Here is a 15,862-nt window from a genome sequence, read left to right as displayed (position 1 = left end):
AAATCTTCTCTTTGAGAACACCACTTTGTGGTTAAGTCCTCGACCGATTAGTATTGGTCCGCTCCATGTATCACTACACTTCCACTCCCAACCTATCTACCTGATCATCTCTCAGGGGTCTTACTTCCATAAATGGAATGGGAAATCTCATCTCGAGGCGAGTTTCACACTTAGATGCTTTCAGCGTTTATCTCATCCATACGTAGCTACCCAGCGATGCTCCTGGCGGAACAACTGGTACACCAGCGGTATGTCCATCCCGGTCCTCTCGTACTAAGGACAGATCCTCTCAAATTTCCTACGCCCGCGACGGATAGGGACCGAACTGTCTCACGACGTTCTGAACCCAGCTCGCGTACCGCTTTAATGGGCGAACAGCCCAACCCTTGGGACCGACTACAGCCCCAGGATGCGATGAGCCGACATCGAGGTGCCAAACCTCCCCGTCGATGTGAACTCTTGGGGGAGATAAGCCTGTTATCCCCAGGGTAGCTTTTATCCGTTGAGCGATGGCCCTTCCATACGGTACCACCGGATCACTAAGCCCGACTTTCGTCCCTGCTCGACCTGTCTGTCTCGCAGTCAAGCTCCCTTGTGCCTTTACACTCTGCGAATGATTTCCAACCATTCTGAGGGAACCTTTGGGCGCCTCCGTTACTCTTTAGGAGGCGACCGCCCCAGTCAAACTGCCCACCTGACACTGTCTCCCGCCACGCTTAGTGGCGCGGGTTAGAGGGTTCACACAACGAGGGTAGTATCCCACCAACGCCTCCACCGAAACTAGCGTTCCGGTATCTACGGCTCCTACCTATCCTGTACAAGTTGTACAAACACTCAATATCAAGCTACAGTAAAGCTCCATGGGGTCTTTCCGTCCTGTCGCGGGTAACCCGCATCTTCACGGGTATTATAATTTCACCGAGTCTCTCGTTGAGACAGTGCCCAGATCGTTACACCTTTCGTGCGGGTCGGAACTTACCCGACAAGGAATTTCGCTACCTTAGGACCGTTATAGTTACGGCCGCCGTTTACTGGGGCTTCATTTCAAAGCTTCGCCGAAGCTAACTCATTCACTTAACCTTCCAGCACCGGGCAGGTGTCAGCCCCTATACGTCATCTTACGATTTTGCAGAAACCTGTGTTTTTGATAAACAGTCGCCTGGGCCTATTCACTGCGGCTGATCTTGCGATCAGCACCCCTTCTTCCGAAGTTACGGGGTCATTTTGCCGAGTTCCTTAACGAGAGTTCTCTCGCACACCTTAGGATACTCTCCTCGACTACCTGTGTCGGTTTGCGGTACGGGTAGTTAAACTCTAACTAGAAGCTTTTCTCGGCAGTGTGACATCAGGAACTTCGCTACTTAAATTTCGCTCCCCATCACAACTTGTCCTTAAAAGATAAAGCATTTGACTCTATCTAAGACTTGTTGCTTGGGCACACTTATCCAACTGTGTGCTTTCCTTAGCCTACTGCGTCCCTCCATTGTTCAAACAAGTTTAACTAGTACAGGAATCTCAACCTGTTATCCATCGTCTACGCCTCTCGGCCTCGACTTAGGTCCCGACTAACCCTGGGAGGACGAGCCTTCCCCAGGAAACCTTAGTCATTCGGTGGACAGGATTCTCACCTGTCTTTCGCTACTCATACCGGCATTCTCACTTCTAAGCGCTCCAACAGTCCTCACGGTCTGCCTTCATCGCACTTAGAACGCTCTCCTATCACGCCACCTTACGGTGGCATCCACAGTCTCGGTAATATGTTTAAGCCCCGGTACATTTTCGGCGCAGAATCACTCGACTAGTGAGCTATTACGCACTCTTTAAATGATGGCTGCTTCTGAGCCAACATCCTAGTTGTCTATGCAACTCCACATCCTTTTCCACTTAACATATATTTAGGGACCTTAACTGGTGGTCTGGGCTGTTCCCCTTTCGACGATGGATCTTATCACTCACCGTCTGACTCCCGGACATAAATCAATGGCATTCGGAGTTTATCTGAATTCAGTAACCCTAGATGGGCCCCTAGTCCAAACAGTGGCTCTACCTCCATGATCCTAAGTCCGAGGCTAGCCCTAAAGCTATTTCGGAGAGAACCAGCTATCTCCAAGTTCGTTTGGAATTTCACCGCTACCCACACCTCATCTCAGCACTTTTCAACGTACACGAGTTCGGTCCTCCAGTGCGTTTTACCGCACCTTCAACCTGGACATGGGTAGGTCACTTGGTTTCGGGTCTACATCTGCATACTCAGTCGCCCTATTCAGACTCGCTTTCGCTACGGCTCCGTTTCTTCAACTTAACCTGGCATGCAAACGTAACTCGCCGGTTCATTCTACAAAAGGCACGCCATCACCCATTAACGGGCTCTGACTTCTTGTAGGCACATGGTTTCAAGAACTGTTTCACTCCCCTTCCGGGGTGCTTTTCACCTTTCCCTCACGGTACTGGTTCACTATCGGTCACTAGGGAGTATTTAGCCTTGGGAGATGGTCCTCCCGGATTCCGACGGAGTTACACGTGTTCCGCCGTACTCAGGATCCTGAACTGAGAGATCTTCATTTTGCCTACGGGGCTATCACCCGCTCTGGCCAGTCTTCCCAGACTGTTCGGCTATGAAAATCTTTGGTAACTCAAATGTTCAGTCCTACAACCCCAGGAAGCAAGCTTCCTGGTTTGGGCTGTTCCCCTTTCGCTCGCCGCTACTCAGGGAATCGATTTTTCTTTCTCTTCCTGTGGGTACTGAGATGTTTCAGTTCCCCACGTCTACCTCCAGCCACGCTATGAATTCACGTAGTGGTAACAACGGATTAATGTTGTTGGGTTTCCCCATTCGGAAATCTCCGGATCAAAGCTTACTTACAGCTCCCCGAAGCATATCGGTGTTAGTCCCGTCCTTCATCGGCTCCTAGTGCCAAGGCATTCACCATGCGCCCTTTATAACTTAACCTAACTTTATCGAAGATAAAGTGGTTTTGAGTTTAGCGATTATTTTAAGAACTAATCTTGTTGTAAAACTCTATAAAACGCAATGTTCTCGGTTTAATTATCTGATAATTAAAATTAGAAAATTTTTCGATATTATTTAGTTTTCAAAGAACAAATTTTGAGAGTAAACCTCTCAAAACTAAACAAAGTTTCGACATATGTGTAGGTTTCCGTTTCTAAATATCCTTAGAAAGGAGGTGATCCAGCCGCAGGTTCTCCTACGGCTACCTTGTTACGACTTCACCCCAATCATCTGTCCCACCTTAGACGGCTAGCTCCCGAAGGTTACTCCACCGGCTTTGGGTGTTACAAACTCTCATGGTGTGACGGGCGGTGTGTACAAGGCCCGGGAACGTATTCACCGCGGCATGCTGATCCGCGATTACTAGCGATTCCAACTTCGTGCAGGCGAGTTGCAGCCTGCAGTCCGAACTGAGAACGGTTTTAAGAGATTAGCTTAACCTCGCGGTCTCGCAACTCGTTGTACCGTCCATTGTAGCACGTGTGTAGCCCAGGTCATAAGGGGCATGATGATTTGACGTCGTCCCCACCTTCCTCCGGTTTATCACCGGCAGTCTCACTAGAGTGCCCAACTTAATGCTGGCAACTAATAATAGGGGTTGCGCTCGTTGCGGGACTTAACCCAACATCTCACGACACGAGCTGACGACAACCATGCACCACCTGTCATTCTGTCCCCGAAGGGAACGCCTAATCTCTTAGGTTAGCAGAAGATGTCAAGACCTGGTAAGGTTCTTCGCGTAGCTTCGAATTAAACCACATGCTCCACCGCTTGTGCGGGCCCCCGTCAATTCTTTTGAGTTTCAACCTTGCGGTCGTACTCCCCAGGCGGAATGCTTAATGCGTTAGCTGCAGCACTGAAGGGCGGAAACCCTCCAACACTTAGCATTCATCGTTTACGGCATGGACTACCAGGGTATCTAATCCTGTTCGCTACCCATGCTTTCGAGCCTCAGCGTCAGTTACAGACCAGACAGCCGCCTTCGCCACTGGTGTTCTTCCATATATCTACGCATTTCACCGCTACACATGGAGTTCCACTGTCCTCTTCTGCACTCAAGTTTCCCAGTTTCCAATGCACTTCTTCGGTTAAGCCGAAGGCTTTCACATTAGACTTAAGAAACCGCCTGCGCTCGCTTTACGCCCAATAAATCCGGATAACGCTTGCCACCTACGTATTACCGCGGCTGCTGGCACGTAGTTAGCCGTGGCTTTCTGGTTGGATACCGTCACTGCATGAGCAGTTACTCTCACACACGTTCTTCTCCAACAACAGAGTTTTACGACCCTAAAGCCTTCATCACTCACGCGGCGTTGCTCCATCAGACTTTCGTCCATTGTGGAAGATTCCCTACTGCTGCCTCCCGTAGGAGTCTGGGCCGTGTCTCAGTCCCAATGTGGCCGATTACCCTCTCAGGTCGGCTACGTATCACAGCCTTGGTGGGCCTTTATCTCACCAACTAGCTAATACGCCGCGGGTCCATCCAGAAGTGATAGCCGAAGCCATCTTTTAAAAGAAAACCATGCGGTTTACTTTATTATGCGGTATTAGCATCTGTTTCCAGGTGTTATCCCCCACTTCTGGGCAGGTTACCCACGTGTTACTCACCCGTTCGCCACTCACTTTATAGTTAAAATCATCTTCGATGCAAGCATCTCTAAATCATTCAACGAAAGTGCGTCCGACTTGCATGTATTAGGCACGCCGCCAGCGTTCATCCTGAGCCAAGATCAAACTCTCATATTATACTTGAGTTTTTACAAGCTCATTTGTTGTTTCATTGTTTAAAACGAATTGACTTCGCAAATGTTTGCTTCAAAATTTTCATTTGAAGACCCTACACATTTTACTTTGTCGAAACTTTGTTCAGTTTTCAAAGGTCTACTAAGTCACTGTTGGAAGCGCTAAACGCCTCAACGCAACTATTTAACTTTATCATCAGTTTTTACAAAAGTCAACAACCAAATTCAACTTTTTAAAAAACATTTGAAACGGTGGTTCGAAAGATAATTCTCTCAAAAACGACCTTAAATAGCATATCAAGAATTCCGTTCTTGGTCAAGAGCAAACTTCTAGTTTCATCCAAGTGGTATCTTCAAAGCACCGTCAATCCTGAAAATATTTAAAGAAACTTTTTTTGAAACAAACAAAAAAGCGACAACTTTTAATAGTCATCACTTTAAAAATCGCTCTTTATTTCTTTTAATTTTCCGATCTATTCTATCAGGTTTTGTAACTAAAGCGAACATTCCGGCAAATATTCCGAAATAATATGTTAACAATCGCCAAAGTAACATGGCCAATACTAATTTGCTGTTACTGTGAATAAAACTGGAGAATAACACATCAAAACTATACTCTGCACCACCTGATCCTCCCGGAATTGGAAAAATCGAAATGACCATAACGATTAAAACATGTAATGAGGTTACCATAATAATGTTTATACCAGTATATCCCAAGGACAGCATAATATAGTATGGCACAAGGTAATAAAATAATAACTGAAAGAAAGTCATGACAAAAACTTTAATCAAAAGTTTCCATTGTGTTTTTATTCGCACACTCTCTTTGTAAAAGGTATCTACTTTCTCATCCAACGCTTGTTTCCATCGATCATAGCGCTCTGCTTTAACAAACCAACCAATTGGAATTAAAATCCAACTAATCAACTTTTTCGTAAAGCCGTGCCAATACATGATCAGTAGCAAGCCAATAATAACTGTAAAATGAATGACAAATCCAAAAACAACAAACAAAGAAAGATAGCTCATTTTTTCGGTCAGATATTGAAAACCGATCAACAAACTAAACATGAAATTAATCACAATCATCGCTTGGAAAACAACAAATTTCATTAATAGTACGGAACTTGCTCTGCCTGCCTCAACACCACTTTGCATTAAAGCTATCAATTGTGCCGGCTGTCCACCTGAAGAAAATGGCGTTATTCCGTTAAAAAGTTGTTCAATCAATGGAATCCTGATTGCATCCCTAAACGAGAAATGGTCTCCATTGCTAGTCACAAACATCCTAGTAATGATGGCCTCAATCCCAAAATACAGTAACATACATATCACAGCAACAATTAGCCATTGCCAATGAATGTGTAAAATATCATGGCCTAGATTATGTAGATTCACATTACGCAGCGAAAATCCAAAAATGGCAATTCCGAGCGCAAGCATTATACCTAGAACAACCTTATTTCTTCTTGACATAAATTAGCCCTCTCTTGCCTGCTGCAAATAAAAGCCATGCCAAATGTTTGCTAAATGATCTTCTGAATATTGTTCAGAAGCTTGGTTAGCTTTTTCGTGTAAGTTTTGTAGTGCTTCTGGATGCGTCGTCAGATAACTAATTTGGGTTTGCATTTCCCCTACATCCTTTGCAGAAGCATAGTAGTCTTTGATAATGGCCTGATATAGATCAAGGTCCCGCAATAGTACTGGCGTGCCACAACTAAAAGCTTCCAATACAGACATTGGAAATAGTTCATTATAGGAAGGGAGCAAAAATAGATTTGCCACGTTATAGTAATTAACCAATTCACTGCGGTCAATAATCCCTGTAAATTTAAGATTAGCCGGTGGATTGTCCACAACCTTCTTGAGTTCTGCATATCCATCAGTCATTCTTCCAAACGAAAAGCCCCCTGCCCAAATAAATTGGATTTGTGGATTTTGCCCGGCAAGCTTAATAAAGTCTTTGACGCCTTTACGCTCTTGAACTTGACCAATCCCTAAAATTACAAATTTATCCTTATCAAGGTTCATTTGTTTACGCAATGCCAGTTTTTTATCTTGGTCCATCTCATAGAATTCACTTTTATGGACAAAATTTGGAATATAACTAATTTTTTCTTCAGGAATTCCATAAGCTGTTAATTTAGGAATAAAAGTCGGATTGACCACAACAATATGATCCATCCGTTTATAAAACGCAATAATATATTTATAAAAGATCCCTCGAAATGGTTGAGGAATTTTTAGACTGCCATCAATAGTTTCAGGCAAAAAATGGACGTAACCAATTTTTCGACCTCTTCCTGGCATAAAAGTTGATAAATAAAACTGTGGATCAATCGTATGATAGTGACTTATTTCAGACCGACTAAACTTATTAATCTGCACTTGAAAATCTTCTGGAAAATGCGTCTTTAGTAGAGAAATCAGTTCTTCATAGGCACTACCAACCCCTTGGCCTTTTACTTTAGTTGCCGAAGAAAACATATTAATTCGCAAATCTATCCCCCCTTAATCTGAAAAATCCGAACTTTCCTCCCGATCCGCATACAAAACTAACGAATCTTTGTAAAACTCAACAACCTGCTTACCAAAATGGTCCGCAGAAATTTCATACAGCTTTCTTTCCCGAGGTTCTGGATCTTCAAAACTTGCAGGATGGTTCAAATAATTTTCAGCAAAATGAACAAATTGCTCTTCTGTTTCAAACGTAACCCCCAGTGAGGGATCATCCAGCAAACTATCAGTATATGGACCAGTTTTTACAACTATTTTAAGTCCGGCCGCCATTGCCTCTATATAAGTCAATCCTTGTGATTCAGACTCAGATGCCGAAACAAATAAATCTGCCATTTGATAGAAACGATAGACAATATCGTTATCAATCTCGCCCATGAATTTAACATGATCTGCAACTCCCGCGTCCTGTGCTTGTTGTTCAAGCGTTTCACGAGCGGGGCCATCTCCAACGATTAATAACAAGCTATCTGGCACAACCTCTAATATCTTCGGATAAGTTTTAATAACTTCTTGAATATTTTTTTCATATGCTAAACGACTTAAAGAAAGCAGAATTTTGGTGTTTTTAGTGAAACCATATTTTGCCCGCCAATCAACATCCTCATGCTGAGCGTAATGGTTAACGTTCACGCCTGTTGGAATAATCCGAATCGGTGATTTTACGCCATAACCATTAAGTGTTCTAATCACTCGCTCACTTGGCGCAACCACCCCCATCAGATGATAACAGAAGGCCCGCATTGCTTGTTTAACGTGATATGGCCGCAACAAATGACCATTCGCCACGTAATGCAAATAATCCTCGTACATCGTATGATACGTATGCACACAAGGAATATTCAAATTCTTCGCAACAAATTTACCAATCCAGCCTAAAGAGAACTCGGTTTGCGTATGCACAATATCTAAATTCAATTCTTTTGCTACCTGATAGGCTTTAAATAACCCACTTACAGCAATTCTGCGGTCAGTGAAAGAAACAAAGGGAACACTTGTAAAACGGAAAATATTTCTTTCATATACATTCTTATCAACTTTAGGATCCGTAGTAGTAAAAATATACACTTGATGGCCTTGCTTTTCGAGTTGCTCACGCAAAGTCTTAATCGACGTTGCAACTCCGCTTACCTGCGGGTAATACGTGTCCGTAAAAATTCCGATATTCACAAGTATCCTCCTCAAAACGTAAACTTAATTAAGTTCAATTATATTGGTTTCATGCGTGTTATGCAAATAACACTAGCTTTTGGTTCCGCTAATAATTTAAAACCATTCTTCATCTTGTTAAGGTATCTCTGAGTCACTTTACTAAACGGCTTTAGTATAGCAAAAAATCTCTCAGGATATGTATCATCCTAAGAGATTTTAAGTAAAATTAATTTCAGTTATTTAACTGCATCATTAACGAGTTTGATAACATCGTCGTTAGTTTCTGCTTCAGTAACTGCTTTATCGGCTAACTTCTTCATTTCTTTGGTGTCTAAGCGTTTCATCAATGAACGAGTCTTCAAAACTGAAGTTGCACTCATTGAGAATTCATCCAAACCAAGACCCATTAAAATTGGAACAGCTGTTTGATCTCCAGCCATTTCACCACACATACCAGTCCATTTACCTTCTGCATGAGAAGCATCAATTGTACGTTTGATTAAACGTAACAATGATGGATTATATGGTTGATATAGGTATGAAACTTTTTCGTTACCACGATCAGCAGCAAATGAATACTGAATCAAATCGTTGGTACCAATACTGAAGAAGTCAACATACTTAGCTAACTTATCTGCAATAATTGCAGCAGCTGGGATTTCCATCATCATACCAACTTGGATTTCATCACCGATCTTAGTACCAGCTTTAACCATCTTTTGTTTTTCATCTTCAAAGATAGCTTTAGCTTTCTTAAATTCAGCAACGGTTGCGATCATTGGGAACATGATAGCAAGCTTTCCGTATGCAGAAGCCCGCAATAATGCGCGTAACTGGGTACGGAACAAGTCCGTACGATCAAGACTGATCCGAATTGCTCGGTAGCCCAAGAATGGGTTCATTTCTTCTGGAAGTGGCAAGTATGGTAACTGCTTGTCTCCACCAATATCCATTGTCCGAACAACAACTTGTTTGCCCTTCATGCCTTCAACAACGGCTTTGTATGCCTTAAACTGATCATCTTCACTTGGAAGCTCACTGGCATCCATGTATAAGAATTCAGAACGGAACAAGCCGACTGCTTCAGCACCATTATCGACAACTCCCTTAATATCATCTGGAGTACCAATATTAGCTGCTAAATCAAAGTGAACGCCATCTTTTGACAAAGTCTTTTCGTCACGAAGTTTGTCCCATTCAGCTTTTTGTGCCAAGAATCCTTTTTGCATAAGTTCATACTTAGAAACTTGGTCAGCATCAGGTTCAACAATTGCGATACCGTGAATTCCGTCAATAACGACATTTTCTCCGGATTTAATTTCTGTTGTAGCTTTTTCACTACCAACAACTGCAGGAATCTCAAGTGTTCGAGACATAATTGCTGAATGTGAAGTTCTTCCACCAATATCAGTAATAAAGCCTTTGACATACTTGCGATCCAATTGTGCAGTATCACTTGGAGTCAAATCGTGCGCTACAATAACCACTTCAGAGTTAATCAGGGCTGGATTTGGCAATTCAACACCTAATAAATGACTCATTACACGTTTTGTGACGTCACGGATATCTCCGGCACGTTCTTGCATGTATTGGTTATCAGTCATAGCTTCAAATGTTTCAATAAAACCATCTGTTACATCTTTTAATGCTTGTTCTGCATTTACAGAATCGTTCTTGATCTTATCTTCAATATTCCCAATTAATTCAGGATCGGAGAGAATCGTAATATGTGCTTCAAAAACCTCGGCTTCATCCTCTCCAAGATTCTCGGAAGCCTTACTTTTAATTAACTCTAATTCTGATTTAGATGCGTCCAAAGCGGCACTAAGTCGTTTGATTTCAGCATCTGGATCATCAATTGTTTTCTTATCAAATGACAGATCAGGGTCGACAAGCATGTATGCTTTCGCAATTGCAACACCATCACTGGCAGCAATTCCCTTCAATTCTTTTGTCATTAGTCAGAAAGTCCTTCCTTTTTCATTGTATCTGCGAGTGCTTCAATTGCTTCTTTTTCGTCGTCGCCATCGGCAGAAACTGTTACATCAGCATTCTGACCAACACCTAATGACATTACACCCATAATAGACTTCAAATTAACTGATTTGTCTTTGTAAGTTAACTTAACGTCTGCGTTAAATTTGCTAGCTGCCTGTACTAATAAAGTAGCTGGACGAGCATGAATACCTGTTTCTGCAATAATATGAAAGTCGCGTGTTTCCATTATAAATCGATCTCCTTTAATATATATATAATTTGGTAAGGGCTTTCTTTTAATAGTAAAAAATAAATAACCATTTATTCTACTAACAAATAATCAGCCTTTCCCATTGATTTTAGCAATTTCTCTAAATTATTACAAGCCCTTTCACGAAATTAAAAGAAAATTAAGATTTACCGTTTTCATCACTTTCAAAATGGTAAACCACTTTTCCGTTTCTCTGAGCTTGACCAATAATTCTTTTTCGTTGCTCATACTTCATATAAATAGGTTGAAAATCGGGAAACTCATCCGATTCAACTATTAATTCCTTGATGCTTCCCTGACGCAGCTGCTCTAATAAATTTGAAAAGTCGCGTGCCATTTAATCACCTACCCTTTTTTGGATAATTTTAGTTTAGTTGATTTCATAAAAAAGTTCAAACATTGGCACTCTAATTACGAAAGTGCTAATATAACTTTGTGACCATTGCATTGGCTGATTATCCGATTCTAGCAGGCTAAATTTTAGAAAACAAATTGCTTGCACAAATTAGTATGCGAGGTATAATGTGTTCATGGTCAAAGTTGGTCAAACTTTTTAAGCTTTGATTTTTCGAAAGGAGACGGCAAGATGCTTTGTCAAAATTGTCATAAAAATGAAGCAACGATTCATCTGCACGTTAATGTGAACGGACAACAGCGTCAGATTGATCTTTGTCAAAATTGCTATCAACTTCTAAAACAACAAGAAGGCAATAATTTTGGAAATGGAGGTGCTACGAATATGGCACAAGACCCATTTGGATTTGGAAATCTAGACGACATTTTCCGTGCTATGCAAAATGGTAATGTTGAAAATGCGCAAAACTTTAGTCAACAGGTTCCCCCTACTCAACCTAGTGGCCCCACTGATAATAATGGTGGTCGCCAAAATGGCCAAGGTGGTCTGTTAGCTCAGTACGGCTTAAATCTGACTGATCTAGCAAAACAAGGGAAAATTGATCCTGTTATTGGACGCGATACAGAAATTTCAAGGGTTATTGAAATACTGAACCGTCGTACCAAAAACAATCCAGTTTTAATTGGTGAAGCCGGTGTTGGTAAAACAGCAGTTGTTGAAGGCCTAGCTGAAAAGATTGTGGCTGGTGATGTTCCTCAAAAATTAATTAACAAACAAATTATTCGTTTAGACGTTGTTTCACTTGTTCAAGGAACTGGAATTAGAGGACAGTTTGAACAACGAATGCAACAACTTATGAAAGAAGTTCAAAAAAATAAGGACGCCATCGTCTTTATTGATGAAATTCATGAAATTGTTGGTGCTGGTAACGCTGAAGGTGGCATGGACGCAGGTAACGTTTTGAAACCCGCTCTTGCCCGTGGCGATTTCCAACTTGTTGGTGCAACAACTTTAAATGAATACCGTGATATTGAAAAAGATGCTGCTCTTGCCCGTCGTTTGCAACCTGTTCAAGTCGACGAACCTAGTGTGGAAGCATCCATCAAGATTTTAAAGGGTATTCAAAAGAAATACGAAGATTATCACCATGTTCACTACACAGATAAAGCAATTGAGGCGGCAGCCAAATTGTCAAAACGCTACATTCAGGATCGTTTCTTACCTGATAAGGCAATCGACCTGCTTGATGAAACAGGTTCTAAGAAAAATTTGACAATTAATACGGTTGATCCAAATACTATTCAGCAAAAAATTGATAATGCCGAAAAATACAAGCAAGATGCAACTAAAGCTGAAGATTATGAAAAAGCCGCTTATTATCGTGACCAAATCAATAAATTAGAAAAAACCAAGTCTGGTGCAGCTAACCAAAACGAAATTCCTACTGTAACCGATAAAGATATGGAACAAATTATTGAAGAAAAAACTAGTATCCCGGTTGGTGAACTCCAAAAACGGGAACAAGAGCAGCTTCAAAACCTTGGTAAAGATTTGAACTCCAAAGTTATTGGTCAAAGCGAAGCCGTGAACAAAATTGCTCGAGCAATTCGGCGAAATCGAATTGGGCTAAATGGCACTGGCCGACCAATTGGGTCTTTCTTATTCGTTGGTCCTACCGGAGTTGGTAAAACTGAATTAGCTAAACAATTAGCTAATGAGCTCTTTGGCTCTGAGGATTCAATGATCCGCTTTGACATGAGTGAGTACATGGAACCACATTCAATTTCTAAATTGATTGGTTCCCCTCCTGGCTATGTTGGCTACGAAGAGGCTGGTCAGTTGACCGAACAGGTTCGTCGTCACCCATACAGCTTGATCTTACTTGATGAAGTTGAAAAAGCTCATCCAGATGTCATGCATATGTTCCTTCAAATCCTTGATGATGGTCGTTTGACCGATTCACAAGGTCGCACCGTCAGTTTTAAAGACACGATTATTATCATGACTTCCAACGCCGGAACTGGTGATGTTGAAGCTGATGTCGGATTCGGTGCTGCAGCCAAGGGTGAAACGCATTCCGTTTTGAACAAGTTAGGTAATTACTTCAAACCCGAATTTTTAAACCGGTTTGATGACATTGTCGAATTCAATTCACTCACTAAGGAAAACTTAATGAAAATTGTTGACTTAATGATTGGTGATGTCAATAAAATGTTGGCCGTTCAAGGCTTACACGTGCATGTGACAGAACCAGTTGAAGAGAAGCTAGTCGAATTAGGTTACAATCCAAAAATGGGTGCTCGTCCTTTGCGACGTGTCATTCAAGAGCAAATTGAAGATCGCATTGCGGATTACTATCTTGATCATGCGGATGCAAAAAATCTTGTGGCAAAAATTGCCGATGGTGAGATTACCTTATCCACTGAAGATCTCGCTCCCGCAAAAAAAGCATCATCTTCTAAATCTTAATAGTTAAGTTTTAAAAACCAAGTCCCTGGTGACTTGGTTTTTTTGTATCTAAAAAGGAGCCCATATCTGGTTTTATAACCAATGATATAGGCTCCTTTAATTTACTTTGATGAAGATGACGATGAAGCTGATGAACTCGAGCTAGAGCCTGAACTGGAACTGCTGCTGCTATCATCACTACTGCTACTTGAACTTTCACTCTTTAATTCGGGTGCATCAGTTTTGTAGAGATCCTCCGTTGACTTTCCGTCATTTTCTTTTAATAGACTGGTTGGTGTCTTCGTCTGTGCTTCGCTCAATTCTTTCAATGCCGCCGATTTTTTATAATTAAAATCTGATTTGTCGACCTTTTTAAACCAGCTTTGTTTTGAGAATCGGAGTAAATCACCGTTAATAACGGAATCGGATAACGATAATTCCTGATTGACATACTTTTGAATTTTAGCGACTTCTTTTTTCTCAGTATCCGTTTCATCTGTAATCTGTTGTCCCGTCTTAGTCAGATACAGATCGCCCCCATACTTAGTGTACTTCGGCGAAACAAAGTCTCCATCCCTAAAGGAAACAATTTGATTACGATCCTTTGAAAGGAGATCTTGACCAAACTGAATGGCCCCAGAAACATTAATTCCCATCAGGTTTTCTAACGTTGGCATAACATCAATCTCACCACCATAGGTATGATTGATGCCACCCTTTAGTCCATCCATGTGAATCATGAAAGGCACTTTCTGGAACATAGCTAAATTGTAATTATCAATTTGTTTTAGGCCTAAAATTTTCGCAATAGCTGCTTTATGGTTATTTGAAATTCCGTAATGATCACCATAGAGAACTAGCATGCTCTTCTTGTCCAATCCGGATTTCTTCAGATAACTTAAGAGTTCACCAATTGATTGGTCCAAATAATGTGCGGTTTGCACATAAGGATCAACCGTTGGATCGCCGGTATCCCAAGCCTTTATAGAAGCATCTTTCTTGGCAATCAAGTAAGGATAATGGTTTGAAACAGTGATGAGCTTGGCATAAAACGGTTGAGGTAACTGCTGAATATACTTAACAGTATCTTTCAAGAAGAGTTTATCCTTCATCCCGTAACCACTGACATATCCAGGTTTGATCTTGTAATATTCCTTACTAAAGAAATATTGGTAACCAAAAGACTTATAGGCATTATCACGATTCCAGAAACTTGGAACATCCCCATGGAATGAAGCCGTCGAGTAGCCATTTTGATCTAAAATGGCTGGCATACTCTGGAACGTATTGCTTGTCCCATCCATAACCATTGCTGATCCTTCTGCTAAACCAAATAGTGAGTTTTCCAGCATCATTTCAGCATCGGCCGTTTTCCCCTGGCCGACTTGATTAAAGAAATTATCAAAACTAAGCGTATCGTCTTCGTGATATAACTTATTTAAGTTCGGCGTAATTTCTTGGCCATCCCACTTTTTATCAATCACAAATTGTTGCAAACTTTCCAAATGAATGACAAAGACATTTTTCCCCTTTGCGACGCCTTTGTACTGGATGTTAGACGAAATGTGATTATCTTTTAAGAATTTTTGAACCGGCTTCAATTGATTGTTAGAAGCTTTCGATTTCTGTTCACTATTTTGATACGTCTTAATCGCATCATACGCTGTGTAGGTTTGGAGGCCTAAATACTTAACGATGTAATTATTATCAAAAGTTCGCGTTAAAAGCCCGGAACGATTGCTATATGCCATCCCCAAGTTTACGCCAAACACCCCAACAGATAAGATGGTGGTGGCTACTGCGTATCGAAATTTAAATGGTGTGGTATCAATTTTAATGAATCGAATCAGTAACAATAGAATCAAAAAGGCAACATCTATGAACACCAAAAAATCAGTGCCACGCATGATTCCCATTAAACTTTTCCCGAGGTTATCTGAAGTGGCACCAGATCCCTTAATCAGATTAAAAGTAATGAAATCTGAAAATTCCCGATAGTACAAAATGTTAGAAAATAACCAAGTCGACAAAATTGCGTCAACTAAAATCATCCACCAATAAGCCCATCGACCTCGAAAATATAACCCAATCCCGAACAGCAACAGCGCCGTCGCAATTGGTGAAATCGCTAAAATTAATTCTTGCATATTGCCTTTGACACCCAAACTGAATTTAGTTTGGTAAGCCATGTAGGATTTAATGCAAAATAGAATAACGGCGAACAAGAAAAATCCAAACCGTGTATTTAATCCACGGCGAATTTTATGCCACGCTTGACTCATAGTTGACCCTCCATTGCACATTCACAATTTTAAATTTAAACGCTAAATAGCATTCATAAACTAAATAAGTATAACTGAAAATCCGTTTTTTTAATAGTCTTATCC

At 41.2% G+C, this 15,862-nt stretch carries 8 protein-coding genes and 2 rRNA genes; 1 reads left to right on the top strand and 9 read right to left on the bottom strand.

Annotation, left to right across the window (positions count from 1 at the left end; translation table 11 throughout):
• Positions 1-27 precede the first annotated feature (27 nt).
• From PI20285_RS03035 to PI20285_RS03000, 8 genes are all read right to left on the bottom strand, one after another.
• Positions 28-2,950: ribosomal RNA gene (locus PI20285_RS03035) — 23S ribosomal RNA — on the bottom strand.
• Positions 2,951-3,178: 228 nt separating this feature from the next.
• A 16S ribosomal RNA gene (locus tag PI20285_RS03030) occupies positions 3,179-4,756 on the bottom strand.
• The 16S and 23S rRNA genes sit together here, the layout of an rRNA operon.
• Before the next feature lie 428 nt (positions 4,757-5,184).
• A complete protein-coding gene (locus PI20285_RS03025; RefSeq protein WP_057774152.1) occupies positions 5,185-6,231 on the bottom strand; it encodes a lysylphosphatidylglycerol synthase transmembrane domain-containing protein in 1,047 nt (348 codons plus the stop codon).
• A gap of 3 nt (positions 6,232-6,234) precedes the next feature.
• Positions 6,235-7,242, bottom strand: a complete 1,008-nt coding sequence (locus PI20285_RS03020) for a glycosyltransferase family 4 protein (RefSeq protein ID WP_105782252.1) — start codon at positions 7,240-7,242, stop codon at positions 6,235-6,237.
• 24 nt (positions 7,243-7,266) lie between these two features.
• Positions 7,267-8,442 carry a glycosyltransferase family 4 protein gene (locus PI20285_RS03015; RefSeq protein WP_057774155.1) on the bottom strand — a complete coding sequence of 392 codons (1,176 nt, stop codon included), beginning with the start codon at positions 8,440-8,442 and terminating at the stop codon, positions 7,267-7,269.
• A 218-nt stretch (positions 8,443-8,660) separates the two neighbouring features.
• Complete coding sequence (ptsP, locus tag PI20285_RS03010) at positions 8,661-10,382, bottom strand: phosphoenolpyruvate--protein phosphotransferase (RefSeq protein WP_057774157.1); 1,722 nt, start codon at positions 10,380-10,382, stop codon at positions 8,661-8,663.
• Positions 10,382-10,648, bottom strand: a complete 267-nt coding sequence (locus PI20285_RS03005) for a phosphocarrier protein HPr (protein ID WP_057774159.1) — start codon at positions 10,646-10,648, stop codon at positions 10,382-10,384. The genes ptsP and PI20285_RS03005 overlap by 1 nt, the downstream gene beginning before the upstream one ends.
• A gap of 163 nt (positions 10,649-10,811) precedes the next feature.
• Positions 10,812-11,009 (bottom strand): hypothetical protein, encoded by a 198-nt coding sequence (locus PI20285_RS03000; RefSeq protein ID WP_057774161.1) that lies wholly within the window; start codon positions 11,007-11,009, stop codon positions 10,812-10,814.
• A 249-nt stretch (positions 11,010-11,258) separates the two neighbouring features.
• On the opposite strand from PI20285_RS03000, the gene PI20285_RS02995 reads away from it, so the two are divergent.
• Positions 11,259-13,496 (top strand): ATP-dependent Clp protease ATP-binding subunit, encoded by a 2,238-nt coding sequence (locus PI20285_RS02995; protein ID WP_057774163.1) that lies wholly within the window; start codon positions 11,259-11,261, stop codon positions 13,494-13,496.
• 101 nt (positions 13,497-13,597) lie between these two features.
• On the opposite strand, the gene PI20285_RS02990 is transcribed toward PI20285_RS02995, so the two are convergent.
• Positions 13,598-15,757: an LTA synthase family protein gene (locus PI20285_RS02990; protein WP_057774165.1), complete on the bottom strand. Its 2,160-nt coding sequence runs from the start codon at positions 15,755-15,757 to the stop codon at positions 13,598-13,600.
• Positions 15,758-15,862: the final 105 nt, after the last annotated feature.

The organism is Pediococcus inopinatus (genome assembly GCF_002982135.1).
GTDB classification, from domain to species: Bacteria; Bacillota; Bacilli; order Lactobacillales; family Lactobacillaceae; genus Pediococcus; species Pediococcus inopinatus.
Note: the sequence above shows the minus strand (reverse complement) of the source record. Positions and strands in the feature narration are given on the sequence as shown.